The sequence below is a fragment of the Saccharicrinis sp. GN24d3 genome, from assembly GCF_052400645.1.
Lineage (GTDB): Bacteria > Bacteroidota > Bacteroidia > Bacteroidales > Marinilabiliaceae > Saccharicrinis.
This window is the reverse complement of record NZ_JBQTGI010000003.1, coordinates 407042-429119: the sequence shown is the minus strand read 5'-3', so window position 1 is coordinate 429119 and position 22078 is coordinate 407042. Positions and strand designations below refer to the sequence as shown.

At 39.5% G+C, this 22078-nt stretch carries 20 protein-coding genes; 6 read left to right on the top strand and 14 right to left on the bottom strand.

Annotated features, from left to right (window positions below; translation table 11 throughout):
* Positions 1–627: 627 nt before the first annotated feature.
* The 5 genes from ACT29I_RS06005 to ACT29I_RS05985 form a co-directional block, all read right to left on the bottom strand.
* A complete protein-coding gene (locus tag ACT29I_RS06005) occupies positions 628–3579 on the bottom strand; it encodes a chemotaxis protein CheB (protein ID WP_430931313.1) in 2952 nt (983 codons plus the stop codon).
* A gap of 217 nt (positions 3580–3796) precedes the next feature.
* Entirely contained in the window at positions 3797–4495 is a 699-nt protein-coding gene (locus ACT29I_RS06000; RefSeq protein ID WP_430931312.1) for an aromatic aminobenezylarsenical efflux permease ArsG family transporter, read from the bottom strand.
* Between the two features lie 100 nt (positions 4496–4595).
* Positions 4596–5114, bottom strand: a complete 519-nt coding sequence (locus ACT29I_RS05995; protein WP_430931311.1) for a nitrophenyl compound nitroreductase subunit ArsF family protein — start codon at positions 5112–5114, stop codon at positions 4596–4598.
* 109 nt (positions 5115–5223) lie between these two features.
* Positions 5224–5454, bottom strand: a complete 231-nt coding sequence (locus tag ACT29I_RS05990; RefSeq protein WP_430931310.1) for a thioredoxin family protein — start codon at positions 5452–5454, stop codon at positions 5224–5226.
* A 102-nt stretch (positions 5455–5556) separates the two neighbouring features.
* A complete protein-coding gene (locus ACT29I_RS05985; protein WP_430931309.1) occupies positions 5557–5859 on the bottom strand; it encodes an ArsR/SmtB family transcription factor in 303 nt (100 codons plus the stop codon).
* A 307-nt stretch (positions 5860–6166) separates the two neighbouring features.
* Between ACT29I_RS05985 and ACT29I_RS05980 the strand changes: the two genes are divergently transcribed.
* From ACT29I_RS05980 to ACT29I_RS05965, 4 genes are all read left to right on the top strand, one after another.
* The gene (locus ACT29I_RS05980; protein ID WP_430931308.1) at positions 6167–8026 is read left to right on the top strand and encodes an amino acid permease; all 1860 of its coding nucleotides are present in this window, start codon (positions 6167–6169) and stop codon (positions 8024–8026) included.
* A gap of 120 nt (positions 8027–8146) precedes the next feature.
* Positions 8147–9946 (top strand): ATP-binding protein, encoded by a 1800-nt coding sequence (locus ACT29I_RS05975; protein ID WP_444792930.1) that lies wholly within the window; start codon positions 8147–8149, stop codon positions 9944–9946.
* Positions 9947–10028: 82 nt separating this feature from the next.
* On the top strand, positions 10029–10655 hold the full coding sequence (locus tag ACT29I_RS05970; protein WP_444792929.1) for a response regulator: 627 nt from the start codon (positions 10029–10031) through the stop codon (positions 10653–10655).
* Between the two features lie 3 nt (positions 10656–10658).
* Positions 10659–10784, top strand: a complete 126-nt coding sequence (locus ACT29I_RS05965) for a hypothetical protein (protein WP_430931305.1) — start codon at positions 10659–10661, stop codon at positions 10782–10784.
* 27 nt (positions 10785–10811) lie between these two features.
* Here ACT29I_RS05965 and ACT29I_RS05960 read toward each other — a convergent pair whose 3' ends face one another.
* From ACT29I_RS05960 to ACT29I_RS05925, 8 genes are all read right to left on the bottom strand, one after another.
* A complete protein-coding gene (locus tag ACT29I_RS05960) occupies positions 10812–11219 on the bottom strand; it encodes an acyl-CoA thioesterase (RefSeq protein ID WP_430931304.1) in 408 nt (135 codons plus the stop codon).
* A gap of 9 nt (positions 11220–11228) precedes the next feature.
* On the bottom strand, positions 11229–12266 hold the full coding sequence (locus ACT29I_RS05955) for a threonine aldolase family protein (protein WP_444792928.1): 1038 nt from the start codon (positions 12264–12266) through the stop codon (positions 11229–11231).
* A 121-nt stretch (positions 12267–12387) separates the two neighbouring features.
* Positions 12388–12942, bottom strand: coding sequence for a glutathione peroxidase (locus ACT29I_RS05950; protein WP_444792927.1), 555 nt, complete (start codon positions 12940–12942; stop codon positions 12388–12390).
* Positions 12943–13055: 113 nt separating this feature from the next.
* On the bottom strand, positions 13056–14285 hold the full coding sequence (trpB, locus tag ACT29I_RS05945) for a tryptophan synthase subunit beta (protein WP_444792926.1): 1230 nt from the start codon (positions 14283–14285) through the stop codon (positions 13056–13058).
* A 192-nt stretch (positions 14286–14477) separates the two neighbouring features.
* Complete coding sequence (locus tag ACT29I_RS05940; protein ID WP_444792925.1) at positions 14478–15050, bottom strand: hypothetical protein; 573 nt, start codon at positions 15048–15050, stop codon at positions 14478–14480.
* A 199-nt stretch (positions 15051–15249) separates the two neighbouring features.
* A complete protein-coding gene (locus ACT29I_RS05935; RefSeq protein ID WP_444792924.1) occupies positions 15250–16224 on the bottom strand; it encodes a M23 family metallopeptidase in 975 nt (324 codons plus the stop codon).
* Positions 16225–16639: 415 nt separating this feature from the next.
* Positions 16640–17122, bottom strand: a complete 483-nt coding sequence (locus tag ACT29I_RS05930; RefSeq protein ID WP_430931298.1) for a GNAT family N-acetyltransferase — start codon at positions 17120–17122, stop codon at positions 16640–16642.
* Complete coding sequence (locus tag ACT29I_RS05925) at positions 17116–17973, bottom strand: histidinol-phosphatase (protein ID WP_444792923.1); 858 nt, start codon at positions 17971–17973, stop codon at positions 17116–17118. The genes ACT29I_RS05930 and ACT29I_RS05925 overlap by 7 nt, the downstream gene beginning before the upstream one ends.
* A 280-nt stretch (positions 17974–18253) precedes the next feature.
* On the opposite strand from ACT29I_RS05925, the gene ACT29I_RS05920 reads away from it, so the two are divergent.
* Positions 18254–19831 (top strand): peptide chain release factor 3, encoded by a 1578-nt coding sequence (locus tag ACT29I_RS05920; protein ID WP_430931296.1) that lies wholly within the window; start codon positions 18254–18256, stop codon positions 19829–19831.
* A 389-nt stretch (positions 19832–20220) separates the two neighbouring features.
* A complete protein-coding gene (locus tag ACT29I_RS05915) occupies positions 20221–20592 on the top strand; it encodes a thioesterase family protein (RefSeq protein ID WP_444792922.1) in 372 nt (123 codons plus the stop codon).
* Positions 20593–20600: 8 nt separating this feature from the next.
* Here the strand turns inward: ACT29I_RS05915 and ACT29I_RS05910 are convergent, their stop codons facing one another.
* Complete coding sequence (locus ACT29I_RS05910; RefSeq protein ID WP_430931294.1) at positions 20601–21968, bottom strand: exonuclease domain-containing protein; 1368 nt, start codon at positions 21966–21968, stop codon at positions 20601–20603.
* Positions 21969–22078 lie beyond the last annotated feature (110 nt).

Below are 22078 nucleotides of genomic sequence, written 5' to 3'. Positions count from 1 at the left end.
CGTAACCGCCACGCGGTATCGTTTTAAAACGTAACATTTTTCTACAATGCCATAACCGCCACGCGGTATGGTTTCAAAACATGAACATTTTTTTTACAAATCCGTAACCCTACAATGCCGTAACCGCCACGCGGTATCGTTTTAAAACGTAACATTTTTCTACAATGCCATAACCGCCACGCGGTATGGTTTCAAAACGTAACATTGTTCTACAATGCCGTAACCGCTACGCGGTATGGTTTCAAAACGTAACATTGTTCTATAATGCCATAACCGCCACGCGGTATGGTTTCAAAACATGAACATTTTTTTACAAATCCGTAACCCTACAATGCCGTAACCGCCACGCGGTATGGTTTCAAAACGTAACATTGTTCTACAATGCCATAACCGCCACGCGGTATGGTTTTAACACATGAACGTTTTTTTACAAATCCGTAACCCTACAATGCCTTAACCGCTACGCGGTATCGTTTCAAAACGTAACATTGTTCTACAATGCCGTAACCTACAATGCCATAACCGCTACGCGGTATGGTTTTAACATATGAACACCTTGGGTTTTCCGGCATTGTAGGTTACGGTGTGTTCAGGATTATTGGTTTTGTTCCGGTTTTTTTATGATCGTTATTCTTGCCGTATAAATCGCAATAGGATTCGATAAGGGAAATCAGGTTCCACATTTATTGTACTGGCCTCAAGGATGTAATGTTGTTTTTCTTTTTGATTGGCGAACACGAAATCTCCGATTGAAAATCCCTCTGCTTTCTTGAGTGCATTATCCAGTTTTGATTTCAATTCAGAATCACCTGTTTTGATACCCAAGGCGGAAAAAATATTCGTTCCGGTAACGGTTTTTTGAATCACTTCAATTGCGGACGACATGGCGGTATTGGCAATAACCATATTGCCATCTTTATCAAGAACGGCCATGGGCTCATTGTTCATATCGAAAATTAAACGCGTTAAATCCATCGCATGGGTAATAATCACTTCCTGGGCTTTTTTCTGAAGATCGATGGATGAAAAAGTTAAAACCAGGCCATCAATCCGGTCATCAATAGTGCGAAAGGGCAATATGCGCATTTTATACCATTCCCCATTATTGGTTTGTACCTCAACATCTTTAGGGATTAAGCTTTTTAAAACATCCTCGCAGTCTGTTATTAGTTTATCGTAAACCAGGTTGCTTACAACATGATTTAAAGGCCGCCCATTATCTGTCGGGATTAGGTTGATAATGGATCTGGCCTCCGAAGTAAATCGCCGCAGGTTCAATTGGTTGTCTACAAAAATGGTAGCAATTTTAGTACTGTTTAACAGGTTGTGCATATCATCGTGCGCTGCCGATAGTTCCTCTAATTTGCCTTGAAGTTCGCTGTTGACCGTCTGCAATTCTTCATTTAAGGATTGAAGCTCTTCCTTGGACGATTCCAGTTCCTCATTGGTGGATTGCAGTTCCTCATTGGTCGACTGCAGCTCTTCGTTGGTGGATTTTAATTCTTCGTTGGAAGACTCTAACTCTTCAATGGTGGCTTGGTGGTTTTCACGGGTATTTAGCAGTTCTGCCTCTAGTTCCGCGATCCTTGATGAATCTTTTGAAGAAAATTCCTTTGAATCTTTTTTTGAATCAACAGGAGTTGACTTGATTTCGATATCATTTAAAACCACCAGGAAATATCCGGTTAATTCATTGGGTGCCTTCATCGGACATATATGCAAATCAATGATCTGCACGCCGCCGTCGGTTTTAACCGGAATCCGTTTTCTGGTTTCCTGTTTCCCCGAGGTTTTAGAAGCGCGCAGGGCGGTGAAAAGCTCAATTTTCAACCCTTCCCTTGCTAAATTCAGGATATTATGAGTAGGTGGCCCGCCGGGTGTTTCAAGATATTTACCTGTCCGACCCTGAACATGTATTATTTCACCTTTATCATCAATAAGAATTGCGGTGGGGGAAAATTGGTCCAAAAGAAGTTTTTTGGTCAACTGGCTATAGTTTATGTTGGGTTTCACCCGGGTCGAAGAGACTTTCCTTTGAATAGCCCCATCTGAAATGCCTCCACTCGGAAAATCTATAATCTGACGTTGTGCGCTTGATATTTCCTTTCTTTTGAATATCTTCCATTTTTTATCCATTACCTTAAATAGATAACCAAACCCCCCAATAGTTTCTGACGACCCCAGCATCAAAATCCCATTTGGATTAAGCGTGTGGTGGAATAAAGGCATCAGCTTTTTTTGCGTCTCGGTGTTCAGGTAGATAAGCAGGTTACGGCAGCAAAGCATATTCAAGTGTGAGAATGGCGGATCCTTGATGATATTCTGGACCGAGAAAATAGTGCACTCTCTGATCACCTTACCGATGCGATAATATTCCCCTTCCTTAATAAAATATTGGTCCAGGCGTTCCTTACTCATTTCCGTGGCGATGCTTAGCGGGTATGTGCCTTCCCTGGCTTTTTTGATGGCAAATTCATCGATATCGGTACCAAACAATTGCAATTCTATATTTTTGGGGATATTCTCCAGGAATTCGTGCAAAATAATGGCCAGCGAATAGACTTCTTCGCCGGTGGAGCATCCGGGAATCCATACCCTGAAAGTTGCATCATTTCCAATCCCGCCAATAATATCGGGCAATACTTTGTCCTTAAGGGCATCATAACTCCCGGCATCACGGAAAAAGCTGGTTACCCCAATTAACAGTTCACGGAACAGGGCATCTATTTCGGTTGAATTCTCGCGCAGGAAGCGAACATAGTTTTCGTGCGACCTTATTTGGTTTAAGCTCATACGCCGGTTAATGCGCCTGATTAAAGTGTTTTGTTTGTAGGTTGAAAAATCCATTCCAACCCGGGTCCGTAAAATAGAGAAGATCTTGTCCAGCCATTTTTGATGGACCTTATCCATTGGTTCTATTGATCCAGTGCTTTCTTGAGGTTTTGAAAAATATTCGACGAGTTTGCCCGGCATTTCTTCAGGCTTCAGCACCATGTCGGTTATACCGGTGTCGAAGGCACTCACGGGCATCCCATCGTGTTCGGCCGATTCCCTGTTCTGCACCAATACCAGTCCTTCATTGGCTTTTATTTCTTTCAGTCCGAGTGTTCCGTCTGTGCCTGTGCCCGATAAAACAACGGCAGCCGAATAACACCCCTTGTCCAGGGCAAGGGATTTGAAAAAATGGTCAATAGGGTGAATAATATGTTTACTCACGATATCGAGCAAGTGAATCTTATTGTTAAATAATGAGATATCCTTGCCGGGTGAGATCACATAAATATGGTTTGGTTCAACTAATAGCCCGTCCCGGGCTTCTTGTACCGGAACCGGGGTTACATATTGCAACAGACCGGACAGCATGCTGGGTTTCGTCGGGGACATGTGCACCACAACGATATATGCCATACCGCTTTTTTCGGAAACATTGGAGAAAAAGGATTTTAAAGCGTTAAGCCCACCTGCCGATGCCCCTAACCCAACTACGGGAAAGGGTTTCTCGTCTACGGTTTTTGATTTGGAGCCAGCTTTTTTATTTGCCTGCCCTTTTTGCTGTTGATTTGTTGTTTTCTTAGTCATGTTAATCACCTTAGTTCCAGGTGGTCTATACAAACGATACACCACTGTTTATAACTGTTCAATATGCATACTTTGCGATGCAGGTACACTTCCTGCTCCATTAAGCATGTATGAATGGAACGAGCATTAACAAATTTAAGAAAAAAGTGACGGGGTGAATATTTTCAATGCCTAAATAGTTCACCCCGTCCTTAAAATATCCTTACTTCAACACCTATTACAGAAAATACAAAACGGAGTAATACGCTCCCACTCCAATAAACACAACAGAAACCACTCTGCGGAACCAGACTTCGAAGTTTTTCATTCCGTTATAGAGTCTGCCCACCGAACCCACGCTAAAGGCCAATATCCAGGCAAATAGGATCACGGGGATACCGGTGGCCAGAGCAAACACCACCGGCAAATAGAGGCCGCTTACACTGCTTATGGTCATAGGAATGAGCATCCCAAAAAACAGCACTCCGCTGTATGGGCAAAAAGCCAATGCAAAAACGATTCCCAACAGTAAGACACTCCAAAAACCGTTATTGGAATTCTCTTCCATTTTATTGGTTAAGCCTGTGATACCCGGGATTTTTATTTTGATAAGCCCCAACATAAACAACCCGATGATAATTAATAACGGTCCCAGAATTTTTTCGCCCCATTCCTGCAGCAAGCCTGTTAGGTTAAATTGTCCGGCACCCAGAAAAAACAATAGTCCCAGCAAGGTATATGTGATTCCGCGACCCAGCGTATAAATCACCCCGTTAAAGAATACTCTTCTTTTATCCTCGATGTCTTTGCCGATAAAACCAATAGCCGTAATATTTGTAGCCATAGGACAAGGGCTAATGGCTGTCATTAACCCGAGTATAAAAGCGGATACCATCGGAATTTGGGCGTTCTCTAGTATGTTGTTTAATATCTCCATTTAAATGTCTTTGTAATATTAAACATAACTTACTCCTTTACGCCTTGTCTTTGACGCTTTCTTGTCAAAAACATTACCGTAATCGAGTATTATGTTGGTATCAATTCAGCAATCTTTCTATGGTAGAAACCAATTTGGCTTGCAATTTTTCAGGGTTTGTACGGGCATTCATAAATGCCTCGTTGGTAAGATTTACCACCTCATCCCCTTTAACCAAAATCAAGGTTTGTCCATTCACTTTGTATTTGGCCAGTAAAGGGTTATCTTTTTCCTCTTCCCTGTTGATGGACGCAAAAGAAACTTTACCTTCGTATTTTGCCTTCAGTGTTTCGGCAGTTACTTTTTCCACCGCTTGGCAAGTGGCACAGCGACGTGTGGCATGAAAATAGTAGGCCTGAACATCAGCTTTTGCAACCTGTGTGGAAGATGAACAACAGCTTTTAGTCTGAGTATTTTCAGCGCTGCAACAAGATGCCTGGTCAGCTTTTGCTGTTTGCTCACAACATGATTTAGTCTCTGTTTGTGCAGTTTGCTTTGCAGAACTTGAAGTACAGCTTTGAATACCGAAAGTTAAAACTGCCATCGATAATAGTTGTAATAAATTTTTTGTTGTCATCATTTTGTTAAAATATTATTAAATTATAAACTAAGACTGTCCAAAATATTTTTAAAAGAAACCTTTTTATTTTATCAGTTTATCAGATCCTTGTTTTCGAACTATTCCAATTCTATTGCAAAAGTTCTTTCAGCTTATCAACCTTTGGAACACTGCCTTTTAAAACAACCTTACCATCCACCACTAAAGCAGGGGTGGTCATCACGCCAAACTCCATGATTTTAACGATGTCCTCCACTTTCGTCACGGTTGCATCAATCCCTAATTGTTCAACGGCTTCTCTTGTTACCTTTTCCAGACTTTTACACTTTGCACATCCTGTGCCCAATACTTGAATATCCATAATTACTGTTTATTTGTTGAGTTATTTATTTGTTGAGTTGTTGAGTTGGTTCATTTTAATTTTATTATTCGTAAAACAACGAACATGTGTTTCAAATTTTTTTTAAATCCTTAAAAATTCCTTGAATAATAGCTGTGCTTCCGCCCAGTTTTCCTTGTTGATACAATATTTAATTCTGGGCGTTTCTATCTCCCCCTGTATCAAACCTGCATCCTTCAGCTCTTTTAGATGCTGCGAAAGAGTTGACTTGGCAATAGTCAATTCCTCGCTTAAATCGCCACTGTAACAACAAGCCTGTTTCGATAACAATTCCAGCACGTACACCCTTACCGGATGTCCCAGTGCTTTGGCATATCTGGCAATTTTCTGCTGTTTTACCGTTTCTATCTCTAATTTAAAACTCATTTCTTAATTTACGTTCGTATTTTAACGAACAAAATTAAGTACATTTTATTAATGTGCAAGAATTAAATGAAAAAAAAACAGAATTTGATTTTTTTTACTACGAGTTAGGGGCTACGTATAAATCAGTTTTTTTTTGCAAGCGTATTGAATTATGGCTGCGCAGATTGCACCTACTAATTTGTATACGACACCGCCGTAACCAACAACATACCGGAGCGCATCGCCATTCAATAAAATTAGCTTATTATCACATGTTTTAGTATCTTATAAAAGTGCGGAAAATGACAGCTCGATTAAGGAATACATCATGGCAGAGAAAAAGCTAAAAAAGGAACTGGGTCTGTTAGATTTGATCTGCATCTCCTCCGGGGTTATGATCAGTTCGGGACTCTTTGTGCTGCCTGCACTCGCCTATGCCAAGACAGGGGCTTCCATAATATTATCATACGCCATTGGCAGTTTAATTTTAATTCCAACCATATTGTCTAAATCAGAACTTGTTTCGGCCATGCCCAAAACAGGTGGCATATTCTTTTTTGTAGATAGAAGCATGGGTCCGGCAGTGGGTACCCTGGCCGGAATTATTGCCTGGTTATCATTGGCCTTCAAATCGGCTTTTTCACTAATTGCCATTGGCATATTTGTAATTCTGTTTAAACCCGATATCAGCTTAACAGAAATTAAGACCATCGGTGTGGCCTGTTGCTTATTTTTTATGGTCATTAATCTGAATGGCGTTAAAATGGCCGGTAAATTTCAGCGAATTATTGTTTTATTCTTGATTGGGCTACTTATTGCTTATGTCACCATAGGAGCCTTTTCAGTTGATCTTACCCGGTTTATACCTTTTACACCCATGGGTATTGTTCCTGTTTTCACAACGGCAGGCTTTATCGTTATATCCTTTTCGGGCACATCAAAAATTGCAGCCATTGCCGGTGAGGTGAAGAATCCCAGTAAAAACATCCCGCTAGGTATGTTTTATTCCTGGGCTATTGTTTCTGCTCTTTATATATTGGTTGTTTTTGTGACCGTCGGCATACTCGATCCGGATGAACTAAAAACTTCCCTTATGCCCATATCTCTGGGCGGAGACTATATAATGGGTACACTGGGACTGGTAATTATGAGTATCGCAGCTATTTTGGCATTTGTTTCCACAGGTAATGCAGGTTTAATGTCAGCTTCCCGAAACCCTTTGGCAATGGGAAAGGACAACCTTTTGCCTAAAACATTCAGTATAATTTCTAAAAATGGCGCCCCTTGGGTCTCTATTGTAGTTACCACAATATTTATGATTACGGTCATCCTGTTTTTGGACCTGGACAGTTTTGTAAAAACAGCTTCAGCTTTAGAGCTCTTTTTGTTTATCCTATCCAATATGGCCGTTATTTTTATGCGCGAAGGCAACATTAGTCATTACCGTCCAAAGTATATCGCCCCTTTGTATCCATGGATACAGATATTCGGGATTATATGTTATAGCCTGTTATTTATTAAGATGGGAACAACGCCTATCTTATTTGTGAGTATCCTTGTTGCTTTGTCCCTTATTTGGTACTTTTTTTTCACCCGAGGAAAAATTAAACGCGAATATGCGATATTACACATCGTTGAACGCTTAACCGGTATTCAACAAACCGACCGGTATTTGGACGAAGAATTACGCAAGATACTTATTGAGAGAGACGACATTACACATAACCGGTTTATCCGGATGATAAGGGACTGCCCTTTGATAGATATCGAAAAATCAACCTCATTAAAGAAAGTAACCGAGACCGTTGCCGAATTGCTATCGGAAAAACTGAAAATTAGTCCGGTAAAATTACTGGCACAGTTAAAAAAACACGAAAAAGTACCCGAAACTATTATCCGCTCAGGTATTGCCTGCGTTACATTGAATATTAAAGGAAGGAACAATATACTGATATTATTGGTAAGAGACAGGGAAGGAATCACGTTTCAAAAATCCGACGCTCCCATACATACGGGTTTTGTTATTGTCAAAACCAAAGATGAATGGCATTATCATTTGCACGTAGTTTCGTGGATTGTTGAAATAGCCACCAGTAAAAATTTTGAACGGAATTGGTTAAATGCTAAATCCGACGATGAGTTGAGAAAGGTTTTAATCAATGCTTTGAAAAACCCGGCATCCAAATGATGGTATTATTTCTTTCATTACAACATTATTATACATCTAACATATAAAAAATACTTGAATCGTAATTAAAAATAACTTATCTTTAGTTTTGATGTATGATAACGGTTTAATTTCATCTCCATGACTTTCGTAAAAAAGCCTTTCAAATCCAATAATTCTTCGATTTATTTATCGTGGCTATTGCTATTTTTGGGGTTCGCTTTTCTTATAAATACACACCTGCCGGCGCAAAATATAACCAATGACACGAAACAAGACTCTATCCGTTACATTCAACATGCAACGTTGGCTCAATCTTATTTAAACCGGCATCAATACGACAGCACTTTTAAACATGGCCAATTGGCATTGGAATTATCGGAAAATATATGGCCTGCTGAAAAGGTTCATCTTTATGGTATCTTGGGGCAAGCCCATTATTTCACGGGCGATCATCAAAAAGCCATCGACGGGCATCTCAAGGCGCTTAAACTATGCGATGATTTTAGTTTAGATAGCCTAAAACCAAAGATCTTTATCGACTTAAGTAATGTACATATCCGTTTGGGCAATTGGGGCACAGTGCAGAAATATCTTCATCAAGCCATCCACCAATCAAAAGAGTTTGGTCAAACGGAGTTTTTTACAAAAGCCTCTTCAAACCTGGGAATGGTTTATGGAATGCAAAACAAAACAGACAGTGCCCTCATTATGTTTGAAAGCGCTTTGGATGCCTATGGAAAAGATTCATCCATATTGTCAGTCTCAAAAATATATAATAACCTTGGCGTGGTATATGAGAGAAAGCTGGACAACACCAATGCCTATATCCATTATAAAAAAGCATTGGAGATTGCTCAAGCTGTCAACGACAAAGCATCTGTGGCCATAGGCTATCAAAATGTCGGTCATGCCTTATCAAAACTGGAAAGGTACCATGATGCCATGGAATATTTTCAAAAAGGTCTACAACTATCCAGGGAGTTAAATTACCGCGATATAGAAAGAGATGGATTATACAACTTATCTGTACTCTATGAGAACATGGGCAACTATAAAAAAGCGTTGGAAGTACGAACCCAATTTATCAACCTACACGATAGTTTGGTGAACGATAAAAATTTAAAAGCCGTCTCAGAACTGGAAATCAAATACCGTTCGGAGAAAAAAGGAAACGAGATACTGGCCCTCAAAAACGCCAACCTCGAACACGAAGCCAAAATTCAAGCACAAAAGAAATTAATTCGTATTGTAATGGGAATTGTTTTGTTGTTGGTTGTACTTTCCATTTTCGTTTTTGTTATCTACAGACAACATCAACAGAATAAACTGCAACAAGATGCCATACGCTTAATTACCGAAACGCAGGAGGAGGAACGACAACGCATCGCATCCGATCTTCATGATAGTGTGGGGAGCTTAATCGCATCCTTAAAAATTAACCTGACCAATACAACGGCAATAACCGAAGAACGTGATTTACATCTTTTGGATGAACTAAGCCGGGAAGTAAGAAGCATAGCACATAACATTATGCCTGGTACGCTTAAAAAGATGGGACTGGTTGCCGCCATCAAAAGCGAGCTAAAAAGAGTGGAAGAAGTATATTCGCACCATACTATATTTACCGAGTTTGGGTATGAAAACAGACAAAACTTAATGCGCGAGATACAGATATTCAGAATTTTTCAGGAGGTGCTGCAAAACGCAATTAAACATGCCAATGCGCAAAACATCAATATTCAGCTGACCAACAATAAAAAGAACATCAATCTGATAGTGGAAGATGACGGAATAGGTTTTGATTCGAAAAATATGGAATTAAAAAATGGACTGAGTAGCATTTCGTACCGGATAAAAATATTAAACGGCAAATTTAATATCGATTCCTTTCTGGGAAGAGGTACATTGGTGAACATCTCAATTCCAATTCAGGGGTAGATTGCACAAGATGGATGAGGGATAGATCAAAGATTGATTCAGCTTTATGGCGTTCATACATGTGTGACAACTAACATAAAACATGAAAAACAGGACTGTAATATTCGCCGACGACCACCATATACTTTTGGAAGGATTGGTATCCATGGCCGAATCCAATGGCATGGAAGTGCTGGGAACTGCGCCCAACGGCGAGGAGGTATTAAAACTGATCCATAGTAAAGGGGCACCTGATTATCTGGTTCTGGACATTGAAATGCCGGGTGGAAAAGATGGCATCACGACTGCGGCGATATTGAAAAAAAAATATCCCCATTTAAAAATTGTGATATTATCGATGCACAAAGAAAAAGAGTTTATCAGAAAAACTTTACAAACAGGTGTCAATGCCTATGTATTAAAAGATTCGGGCAGTCACGAAATTTTACAGGCCTTTGAAGCACTGGAGGCAGGTAAATCATATATAGATGCAAAGATGTCGGCCAGTCTTTTACAGGAAGATAATGACGCTGCTCACCCTCTCCTATCACCAAGAGAAATTGAAATTATTAGGCTGATCGCTGAACAGCAAACCACCTCCCAAATAGCAACCCAACTGCACCTGAGCAAGCACACCGTTGAAACTCACCGTAAAAATATCCTTTTTAAACTGGAACTGAAAAACAGTGCCGGTTTGGTAAAATATGCCATCAAAAACGGGATTATATAACCTATGGCCGAAAGCGGGCCACTATGCAAGTCGCCCAGAGAGATTCATGGCCCTTATGCGGAAGGTGAAGTTATCGTGTTAGAAATGTCGTATCCCGGACAAGCGATTGATTTGCATTACATACGATAGGTCAGGATAGTCGTCTTTGCCATTGATCTATTTACAACTGTTTGTTGCCAATGCTTCTACAACCTCATTGCAAATTCCCAATTTACCGTCGATTAACGTAGTGGTCGTTATGGTTCCTTTCAAACACAGTTTATTATCGGGTAACCTACATATATTTTGGTAGAACATAATCCTTACCCCTTTTTGCTCACATTTTAATTTGACCACAAACCTGTCGTTACTTTTCAACGGATATTTATATTGAAGATCGGCCCTGGCCACCACTGCCTTGATTCCACGGTCGTTCAAATCCGTAAAATTTAAACCTACAGTCTCCAGGAACTCATGTCGCGTATGTTCAAGATAGTTCTGATAAACCGAATTGTTTACTATCCCCTGCAGGTCACACTCATAATCCCTTACCTTGAATTCCAGTTCGAAGTCGTATTTATCCATGGCGATATTTTAGGCCAAGACAGCCAGTTTTTCTTTAATCAAATCAACAAAATCATCAATATCCTCCTCCTGCGTGTCAAAAGAGGTCATCCACCTGACCTCCGACCTTTCGGCATCCCACACGTAAAAGAAAAACTCTTGCTGTAACGGTTCAATTATTTCATCAGGCACAATGGCAAAAACACCGTTACTTTGAACTTTTTGGGTAATCTTTATTTGCGGAATATCTCGCAGTTTACTGGCTAATTTCGAGGCCATTTTATTGGCATGACTTGCATTTTTATACCACAAATCATTTTCGAGTAACGCTTCAAACTGCGCCGCAGTATATCGCATTTTTGAATGTAGCTGTGCGGTTTGTTTGCGAATATACTTAACGGCTCCTGTGTTTTGATTAAAAAACAGCACCGCTTCGCCAAACATCAATCCGTTTTTGGTTCCACCAAGGGACAAAACGTCCACCCCGGCATCCACCGTCATTTCCTTAAACGTACATCCTAAAGAAGCCGCTGCATTCGAAATTCTGGCTCCATCCATATGCAGATACATATTGTTTTGGTGAACATAACCGGAAATTTCCTTTATCTCTTCAATAGTATATAGGGTGCCCAGCTCCGTTGCCTGCGTGATGCTTACTATTTTAGGTTGAGAATGATGCTCAAAACCAATTCCATGCATGTACGACTTTATACCTTCCACCGTTAGCTTTCCCGTATCCGTTTTTATGGATAAGAGCTTACATCCTGAATGCTTTTCCGGCGCCCCGCACTCATCCACATTAACATGTGCCGTTTCGGGACAGATAACTGCATGATACGGGCTAGCCAAGGCCTGGATAGCAATAACATTGGCCCCCGTTCCATTGTAAACAAAAAAAACTTCGGTTTCCTGCCCAAATATATCCTTAAATTTAACAATGGTTCTCCGGGTAACTTCATCATCACCATAACCAACCGAGTGGCCGCTGTTTACTTTTTCTATCGCTTGCAGTATATCCGGATGAACCCCCGAATTATTATCGCTGGCAAAACCTCTTAATCTTGACATAAACTAATTTTTAATGCCCGAATTTGCGAATAATTATCGAAATCGAATATACTTTTGCACAAAAAAAGCCGGTAGCCATGCGCACCGACCTTCTCACTCAATAGTAGAACCAGTAAATAACTTAACTTCTCCCTTCAATCCAATTTAAAATCTCTTCATCATCGGGCTTCGTCCTGGGTGATATTACTTTTACCAAATTCCCTTCTTCGTCAATTAAATACTTTTGAAAGTTCCATTTTACACTGCTGTCTTCTAGGCCATTTTTTTCTTTTTGCGTTAACCACTGATAAACGGGAGCCATATCGTCGCCTTTAACAGATATTTTTGCCATCATAGGAAAAGTAACCCCGTAATTTTTTGTACAAAAAGCTCTGATTTCTTCCGCAGTTCCGGGTTCTTGTTTCATAAAATTATTGGCGGGGAATCCAATAATCACAAAATCATCCCCCCCGTATTTTTTATAAACAGCTTCCAGTTGCTCATATTGTCCAGTCAACCCACATTTAGAAGCGGTATTCACCACCAACACTTTTTTACCTTTCAATTGAGACAATGAAAATTCTTCCCCTTCCAGGGTTTTGACTTTGAAGTCATAAAAGGAAGTCTGGGCATTAACCCCTAGCGTTAATACGGCAATTACAATAGCAGATAGTAATGTTCTATAGGTGTTGTTCATGGTGTTCAATTTAATAGTTACTTACAAGTAACCTTTAGTCCATAACTTTTGTTTCAACAGCAATAAAAAATCCGATACAAAAAGCATCGGATTTTTTAGGGGACACACGACTTTTACAAGCCATATTCCTTTCCAAATTTTTCAACCACATAATCAATATCCTTATCCCCTCTTCCGGACAGGTTTACCAATATGGTTTTTTCTTTTGACAGTTGTGGTGCTAATTTCATGGCTTGCGCCACGGCATGTGAGCTTTCCAATGCCGGAATTATTCCTTCCAGGCGGGATAACGCAAAAAAGGCATCAATAGCCTCTTTGTCTGTTATGCTTTCGTACTTAACACGGTTGATATCTTTCAAATAACTATGCTGAGGTCCGACACCGGGATAATCCAGTCCACTGGCCACGGTATTTACCGGGGCAGGTTCTCCCTTATCGTCCTGCAACAAATAACATTTAAACCCATGGATCATTCCCGGCTTACCTAGTGTTAAAGTAGCCGCATGATCGCCTGTTTTAAAGCTAGTCCCTGCCGGTTCCACCCCATAAATATTAACTTCCTGATCCTCAAGAAAAGCAGAAAAAAGACCTATCGCATTGGAGCCACCGCCCACACAAGCAATTAAGTTATCTGGCAGTTTCCCTGCTTCTTCCATCATTTGTTCTTTGGCCTCAACGCCAACTATCGACTGGAAATCGCGAACCATCATGGGGAATGGATGCGGGCCTACGACCGAACCGATAGCATACAACTGGTTAACAGGATCTTTTAAATAAGCTTCGAAAGCAGCATCAACAGCCTCTTTTAATGTTTTTAACCCATGTGTCGCGGGAATAACTTTAGCCCCTAATATGCCCATTCGTACCACATTAGGATGCTCCTTTTCTATATCCACCTCTCCCATGTAAATATCACACTCTAAACCAACGAGGGCCGCTGCCGTTGCCAGGGCAACACCATGCTGTCCAGCACCAGTTTCGGCAATGATCTTTTTTTTGCCCATTCTTTTGGCCAAAAGTGCTTCTCCTAAACAATGGTTAATTTTATGCGCCCCTGTGTGGTTTAGGTCTTCCCTTTTAAGATAGATTTGTGCCCCCCCTAACTTATCGGAAAGGTTTTTGGCGTGAAATAACGGGGACGGACGACCTGTGTAATGTTTTTGTAAATATCGAAGTTCTTCAATAAAAATGGTGTCATCTTTAATTTTTTCGTAAGCTTCGGTTATTTCCTGCATAATCGGCTCCAGCATAGGTGGCACAAAACGGCCTCCGAACTCACCAAAAAAGCCATTTTTATCAGGCATTACCGAAGCTGTCAGTAAGGAGTTGTCAACTTTTTCCATAAACTCATGAATGATTTAAACGAGATATAATAAGATAAACACAATAATAAATTAATTATTTGACAACTCAAAAGATGATGCAAGCCAAAATAGATTTAATTATCCAAGCTGCCTCTCCATTGTTTTGATAGCAAAAGCTAAAATTGAGGACATTGGTTTTTCCGTGTTTTGACTGAATTTGATTGTGTTTATCTAATAGCCTATTTCCGTAAAAACGCCATCAGTTATTTGAAAAGAAACAGTGTTATCTGAAATATCGATTGATTTAAAGGAGAATGTCCCAGAGATTAATCTATTATCAAAGTCTATTTTCGTAACGGTTGCCATAGAAGCGGGCCCCTGTTCCGAATCACTGATAATGTCGGTATCATCGCCCTCGGTTCTGCTTATTCGGAAAAAATCGCCATCGAAGCGTTTAAGCCCCATATTTAAATCAGCGCCGCCCACAAACACGTCCCCAGCTTTTATGGAGCTGAAATCGGTTCCGAACAAAGAAATAATGATCCGTTCTTCAAATCCGTTCAATTCTCTTTCTCCTTCAATCTGAAGATCATATTGGTTATAATCCTCATCGATATGCAAATCAACCGTGATGGGGAATACACCGGCCGACTTAAAATTTTCGCCATCAATTTTTGCGGTTATTGTGCCGGGTTCGTTGGTCATAAATTCCTCCAATGAACCTTCTTCTTCATCACATGAGCCCAACATAAAAAGGAGCGATAAAAATATTATACCAATATGATATTTCCTTAACTTCTTCATAAACCTATATTTATAAGTACTGATCAATTAAAAAGTATTATAGTATTTATTTGCGTTAATTTAAGCAAAGTTTATCGCCAAGTCAATACCGTTTCTATTTTAGCCTTTTGTATAGCTTGATACGTGCCTAACTCAAAAAAAAGAAGGAACCCGATACGGGTTCCTTCCTTCTAATTGTAACTAAAGCTAAGTATCTAATTTACTCCATTGTATTCTCCACGCTTTGTGCCTGAGCCACTACAGCCTTATATTCATCCGGTGTAAGGTCGCTGAAAAAATATTTAACGGGATCCACTTCTTTTCCTTTAAGGTGCACCTCGTAATGCAGATGCGGGCCTCCTGAAAGGCCGGTACTTCCCACTTTACCGATTACCTCTCCCCTTTTAACCTTTTGGCCTCTCTTCACCTTCTGTTTGCTCATATGCGCATACAAGGTCTCCAGGCCATACCCATGATCAATTACGACCATCTTTCCGAAACTATCCGAAAAACGAACTGTTTTGACTTTGCCATCGGCTGACGCATAAATATCAGTGCCACTATTGGCAATCAGGTCGATTCCCTCGTGAGGACGCCATCTTTTTAAAATAGGATGATATCTATGCGGCGAGAACCCTGAACCTATCCTTTTTAAATCCCAGTTGGCAACCGGTATGATGGCAGGCAGGCGTTGCAACCTATCCATATTCACCAGGCTCTTTTTGAACAGGTCTTTATACGATCCTTCCTGGACATTCATCTTTGCCACTATATCATCTAATTTTTTAAACGACGCGATCACCTCTTCAGGTGTGCTGGTATTCTCTAGATCCGCATATTTGTTTGTACCTCCAGTACCGGCTTGCCTCACCTGGCTATCCAAAGCGTGTTCGCCAAGCATCGTCCTGTACAAACTGTCGTCCAAGGCAGCCAAACGCTGCAAAGTTTCGTTGGCTTCGTCTATTCTTCCATACAACAGTTCATATTTGTTCTGCATACTCTCTATTTGCCGAGCCTGCAACTTTTCAACAGGTGTTGCATAACCCCCAAAAGCCATGACCCCAAAAACTATGATACCAATCAAGGCACCTGACAAAACATAGGGTAAATATTTCTTCATTTTAGCCCTTAACGAAACATCTACTGCGATGTAGGTCAAGGACTCCGGATCAAATATGTACTTTTTGTTAGCCATATTTCTATTTTTTGTTATAACTCAATGCTTTTCGAGCTAATTATTGATAATAGGTATTGATTAACCAGTTAGATCCATATTATGCAATTCTTTCAAAACCGAATGACATGCGCATAACACTTTGTCAAAACTTGTTTTTATTACGAAGGCTAACATAAATTGTTACAACAACAATTAGCAAACCATAAGATTTGCCTTGCTGCAATTGACTTTCAGAACCTAACTCATTAAATATAGAATATGGAATTACCTGCCCACCTAAGAAAAAGTGACGTAACATTTTTGGCTATTAACCTCAAACAATGAGGGTTTTATCAAATAGACCCGTTATAAATTAATAAGAATTGAAACTTTTTTATTGATCGTAATTTCGATGATATGGTCGTTTGAAAAAAAAATATAATTTTATTTACCATCACAGGTCTTTTTGCCAAAAATACATGGGTGGAAGGCATTCCTCAAAGCCCTTTTTTTTGTACAATCGTTGTGCTTTGGGATTATCGTGACGGACTTCAAGGGTTATTTTACAGTAATTATGTTCAATTCCGAAGTTACTGATCAGGTCCAAAAATGCATTTCCTGCACCTATATTTCTGCATTCAGGAGCAACCACAAAATCGTGTATGTTAATTAATTGTTTGGCTTTAAACGTAGAAAAGCCGACAAAGCAATTGGCCAATGCGATATACTTACCCTGATATTTCAGCATGAAACCAAGATAGTTGTTTTGCGACATTAAGCCCTCAATAATTCTATGCCCTAATTCTAAAGGCAACGGGGAATTCAATCCCATATCATCCAACATATAATCATTCATCAGTTTCAATAATGCATGCTGATGATCTTTCTGTTTTATATCGATAATTACTAATACAAAAGGGTTAACTTTTTCTACCATAGTAAACCATACTTATTAAATTCTACATCGGTCCAATTTCCATTGACGAATTCTTTAAGCGTTTTAAATCCCGCCTTACGTAATTCTCCGGCTACATATTCATAACCTATTTCTAATTTATCAGGATAATGGGCGTCGCTATTAATAGTGACCGAAATCTCTTTTTCCAATAGTTTTGGAAAAAGTTCTACCCCCGGAAACAACAAACCGTTTCGTTCGTACGATTTGGTATTGATTTCAACAATAATATTTCTTGATGCAATACAGTCTAACGTATCATTTACTTCCCTTAAATACCAATCGGCATTTTCATCAAACAACGGTTTTGTAACATTGTGCATTTTAATTTTGTCGAAATGCCCTATAATATCAAAACTTTGTGTATTAATCATTTCCCTGTTAAGCTGGAAGAAGCGCTGCACGACAGTTTTAATATCTCCATTATATATTTCATCCAACCCTTTTGTAAACTCATCGAAACTGCCATCTATAGGCCATGGGGTTCCATTCTTAAATTTGTCGACAAAATGAATCGAACCTATTTTATAATCCAGGTTAATATCGCTCAGAATTGGATGGTCGGGGCCGGTTATACCAGGTATATAATCTATTTCCAAAGAAGTATAAACATGTATATTGGATTGATATTTTAGCTTTAATTCCTGTATCTGCTGCAGATAGTCATCCACATCATCTGGCTTCATTGTCCAAAAACAATCAAAAGGTACGGGGGCATGGCATGATATGCCAATCGCCTTCATATTGTTTTTAATAGCTTGCTGTATATACTCTTCTATTTGCCCGTGACCGTCGCAGAATTTGCAATGACCGTGATAATTCGTCCAACTCATTATTCAAAGCATTTATTATTTGCAATAAAAATCAAATATTTTTTACGGAATTCAAACTTTAATCTCAATATTTATTGAAAAATAACATAAATCATCCTTTCCCAATAACAAACGCAATATCCGCAAAGGATTTCTAATGCATATGGCGGGAATAAGGCAGGAAAATGTACCATGCTCGAGAAATTGAGGACAAATTTGTCTTTGTAAAAAAGATCGGTCGAATGAATCGATATTAACTATACATTGATTAACTTTGCGCTCGTTTTTACAAAAGGAAATTATGGGCTTTATTGAAGAGATACAACGAAGAAGAACATTTGCTATTATCAGTCACCCCGATGCGGGTAAAACCACTTTAACCGAGAAGTTACTTCTTTTTGGTGGTGCCATTCATGTGGCTGGTGCGGTAAAATCCAATAAAATCAAGAAAACAGCGACTTCCGATTTTATGGAGATTGAAAAGCAACGAGGTATCTCCGTAGCAACTTCGGTAATGGGTTTTGAATATAAAGACCATAAGGTAAACATTCTGGATACGCCAGGCCACCAAGACTTTGCAGAAGACACCTTTAGAACGTTAACTGCGGTTGACAGTGTTATTATTGTTGTTGATGCAGCAAAAGGGGTCGAGAACCAAACCCGCAAGTTGATGGAGGTTTGTAGGATGAGAAATACTCCTGTTATGGTTTTCATCAATAAAATGGACCGCCCCAGTAAAGACCCTTTTGATTTGCTGGATGAAGTAGAAGAGGAACTAAAGATAAAAGTACGTCCATTAAGTTGGCCTATTGGAAACGGGCCCTCTTTTCAAGGTGTATATAACCTTTTTGAACATAACCTAAACCTTTTTGAAGCCAGTAAACAAAGGGTTGAAGATAGCATTGCCTTTGACGATATCAATAATCCTGAGCTGGAAAATATCATTGGAGACCAACCTGCTGAGGTATTGCGTGAAGAACTGGAATTGATAGAAGGAGTTTATCCGGAATTTGAGGTTAATGATTACCTGAATGGCGAGCTGGCCCCTGTGTTTTTTGGTAGTGCGCTCAACAATTTTGGTGTAAATGAGCTATTAAACTGTTTTATACAAATAGCACCCAAACCGCAACCTTCAACCACCGATTCCAGAACAGTTGAACCGGACGAAAAAAGGTTTACCGGCTTTGTATTTAAAATCCATGCCAACATGGACCCCAACCACCGTAACAGAATCGCATTTGTAAAAATTTGCTCCGGTACTTTTGAAAGAAACAAGAACTACCTGCATGTTCGTCAAGGCAAAAACTTTAAATTTTCGAGCCCTACCGCTTTTATGGCTGAAAAAAAATCTATTATTGACAAAGCCTATCCCGGGGACATCGTGGGATTGCCCGATTCAGGAAACTTTATTATTGGCGACACAATTACGGAAGGCGAAAAGGTAAACTTTAAAGGACTGCCAAGTTTCTCTCCTGAATTATTCCGTTATATTGAGAACGATGACCCGATGAAATCGAAGCAGCTTGCCAAAGGAATTGACCAGTTGATGGACGAAGGTGTGGCCCAGCTGTTTACCAGCCAGTTTAACGGTCGTAAAATTATTGGCACCGTTGGAGCTCTTCAGTTTGAAGTGATTGAACACCGTTTGAACCACGAGTACAACGCCAAATGCCGATACGAGCCTATCAGTCTTTTCAAGGCTTGCTGGATACGTTCCGAAAATGATGCACAGTTAGCTGATTTTAAGAAAAGGAAAAACCAGTATATGGCCAAGGATAAACAAGGCAGAGACGTGTTTTTGGCCGATTCCTCGTATATGCTGCAACTCGCCCAGCAGAATTTCAAAGACATCGAATTCCATTTTACCAGCGAATTTTAGATGGGTCATTCGAAAATCAGGCATTGGGTTTTCGTGAACGGATCATTGGTTATTGGAAATACAGAAATTAAATTTTCAGATAAGAAACAACATATTTACATATAGATATTCAACTTAATTGACAATCCTAATACCAATGTAAAAACAAACCAACTATCATTTTTGTAGGATAATAAGAATTGGTTGTCCGTATATTTCTTAAGTCTGTTTTATGTAAGTACTTAAACCATTGAATCTATAAAAATATAAGCAGGCGATTTACCGTGATTACCGCCAACCATGGTGCTATCGCCAAATTATATATGAAGAAATTGTAAAATCGTGTGTTAATTGCTAACTTTTTTGTCAAATTGAAGTACAAGAAATAAGTGAACTGAAAACACACGGCCATGAAGATTGATTTAAAGCCCGGACTACATCACTCCAAAAACTTCCATATATCTGAGCACGACTTGGCTTCCACGCTGCAAACAGGTGATGTGCCATACGCGGCTACCCCTTCCTTGATCATTTTGATGGAGCGGGTAATCTGCGAAATGATTGCTGGTCGAATTCCGGAAAATTACACTTGTGTAAGTGCCGAAATAAATGTTAAACATTTAATGCCGGTGTCTGCGGGTGATGAGATATTGTGTTCTGTACATCTTAAATTTTCGGAAGAATCCAAGCTTTTTTTTGATTTTGCCATCTTTAATTTAAATGACGATATCATAGCCATTGGAGCGCATGAAAGAGTATTGGTGAAAAAAGATGAATACTGATTCACTAACTAAAACTGATGAATTTTTGCAGTCTTATTTTCCTTTAGAAACCGATTAATTATTATTCTTGCATCCTGATTATCATCACACAATGTAATTGAAGAAATCGCTTCGTCCAACGAACTGAAACCGGCATTTTTCTCCACCCATCCAAATCCCATGAACCTGCCACCTTTAACTACCACAACGGAGTGCTCGTCCAAATCACGTCCTTTATCTACCACCAGAAAATTTTCGAATTTGTAGGCCAATTTTTCAATCAACTCTTCTGCCCTTTTGTTGTATTCTTCCGCAGCTTCCCTTTCGACACATGCTCCGTTACAAATTTTTATTTGATATTGAAAACACGCCCCCATTGAGTCGGATAAACCGCTCAGTTTCTGACAAAGATTATATTCTTCCACTTTTTGAAAAAGAAAATTCTTTGCTGCTTTAGCAGATTCAAATGACGCAATTGGGGTAATTCTACCTTCGTTCGGTGCAATATTAAACCGCACATATCCTTTCCTATCTTTAAAGCTAAATAGCCCAAAATAAAATCGGTTTCTACGCTGGGCTTTATTATAAATGGGCTTGTTCTGTTTTATTTCGGACGATTCCTTCAATAAAGCAACCAATTCGCTTCCCGTCAACTCGAAATCCACGTCGGCTACTTCCTGTTTCATCCGTACGGCTTTTTGCGCTTTAGGGTTTCCCAAGTGGGTTAACACCCTATTTTTTATATCCTTACTCTTTCCAACATAAATTAAATCTGCCTTATCGTTATAAAAATAATACACACCGGCTTTGTTTGGCAATTGCTTTACTTTATCCATATTAAGCTGAGGGTGAAGACCTTTTACGGAAAAAAAATTATTTCCTTCCATGGGTAAAATAACGCCCCCATTCCTTTCCAGTAAAATCTCAAACAACTCTACGGTCGCCAAAGCATCACCGGCAGCCCTATGCCTGGCATCATTTGATATTCCAAACTCATGGCAAATGTTTCCCAAACTATAGGATTTATAACCTGGCAACAATTTCCGGCTTAGCTTAACGGTACAAAGTGTTTCCCTATTAAACGAATAGCCCAGCGCTTCAAATTCAGCCTTTATAAAACCATAGTCGAATGCAGCATTGTGCGCAACAAAAACATTTCCTTCGGTAATATCAACAATTTGCCGGGCAACTTCGTAAAACTTGGGCGCATTCTCCACCATTTGGTTGGTAATACCCGTAAGCTGGGTTATGTACGGCGGGATAAACTGTTCGGGATTAACCAATGAAACAAACTCCCCCACTACTTTATTTCCGTCATGCAGATAAATGGCTACTTCCGTAATTTTACCTTCTCTAAAATTTCCTCCCGTCGTTTCAATATCAATGATGGTATACATATATTGTTCGTATATTTCTGATAATCTGTAAAGAAAGGAATTGATCATTTGTACTGCAAAAATATATCCAAAAATATTTTCATTTTTTCAGCTTTAAAAATGCTAAAACC

Bases quoted from the DNA above. Each gene is read 5' to 3' on its own strand.
- ACT29I_RS05920 (WP_430931296.1), top strand. From the start codon at position 18,254: ATGGGCTTTATTGAAGAGATACAACGAAGAAGAACATTTGCTATTATC.
- ACT29I_RS05930 (WP_430931298.1), bottom strand. From the start codon at position 17,122: ATGGTAGAAAAAGTTAACCCTTTTGTATTAGTAATTATCGATATAAAA.
- ACT29I_RS05910 (WP_430931294.1), bottom strand. From the start codon at position 21,968: ATGTATACCATCATTGATATTGAAACGACGGGAGGAAATTTTAGAGAA.
- ACT29I_RS05980 (WP_430931308.1), top strand. From the start codon at position 6,167: ATGGCAGAGAAAAAGCTAAAAAAGGAACTGGGTCTGTTAGATTTGATC.
- ACT29I_RS05990 (WP_430931310.1), bottom strand. From the start codon at position 5,454: ATGGATATTCAAGTATTGGGCACAGGATGTGCAAAGTGTAAAAGTCTG.
- ACT29I_RS05975 (WP_444792930.1), top strand. From the start codon at position 8,147: ATGACTTTCGTAAAAAAGCCTTTCAAATCCAATAATTCTTCGATTTAT.
- ACT29I_RS05960 (WP_430931304.1), bottom strand. From the start codon at position 11,219: ATGGATAAATACGACTTCGAACTGGAATTCAAGGTAAGGGATTATGAG.
- ACT29I_RS06000 (WP_430931312.1), bottom strand. From the start codon at position 4,495: ATGGAGATATTAAACAACATACTAGAGAACGCCCAAATTCCGATGGTA.
- ACT29I_RS05915 (WP_444792922.1), top strand. From the start codon at position 20,221: ATGAAGATTGATTTAAAGCCCGGACTACATCACTCCAAAAACTTCCAT.
- ACT29I_RS06005 (WP_430931313.1), bottom strand. From the start codon at position 3,579: ATGACTAAGAAAACAACAAATCAACAGCAAAAAGGGCAGGCAAATAAA.
- ACT29I_RS05925 (WP_444792923.1), bottom strand. From the start codon at position 17,973: ATGAGTTGGACGAATTATCACGGTCATTGCAAATTCTGCGACGGTCAC.
- ACT29I_RS05955 (WP_444792928.1), bottom strand. From the start codon at position 12,266: ATGTCAAGATTAAGAGGTTTTGCCAGCGATAATAATTCGGGGGTTCAT.
- ACT29I_RS05970 (WP_444792929.1), top strand. From the start codon at position 10,029: ATGAAAAACAGGACTGTAATATTCGCCGACGACCACCATATACTTTTG.
- ACT29I_RS05935 (WP_444792924.1), bottom strand. From the start codon at position 16,224: ATGGCTAACAAAAAGTACATATTTGATCCGGAGTCCTTGACCTACATC.
- ACT29I_RS05995 (WP_430931311.1), bottom strand. From the start codon at position 5,114: ATGATGACAACAAAAAATTTATTACAACTATTATCGATGGCAGTTTTA.
- ACT29I_RS05985 (WP_430931309.1), bottom strand. From the start codon at position 5,859: ATGAGTTTTAAATTAGAGATAGAAACGGTAAAACAGCAGAAAATTGCC.
- ACT29I_RS05940 (WP_444792925.1), bottom strand. From the start codon at position 15,050: ATGAAGAAGTTAAGGAAATATCATATTGGTATAATATTTTTATCGCTC.
- ACT29I_RS05965 (WP_430931305.1), top strand. From the start codon at position 10,659: ATGGCCGAAAGCGGGCCACTATGCAAGTCGCCCAGAGAGATTCATGGC.
- ACT29I_RS05950 (WP_444792927.1), bottom strand. From the start codon at position 12,942: ATGAACAACACCTATAGAACATTACTATCTGCTATTGTAATTGCCGTA.
- trpB (WP_444792926.1), bottom strand. From the start codon at position 14,285: ATGGAAAAAGTTGACAACTCCTTACTGACAGCTTCGGTAATGCCTGAT.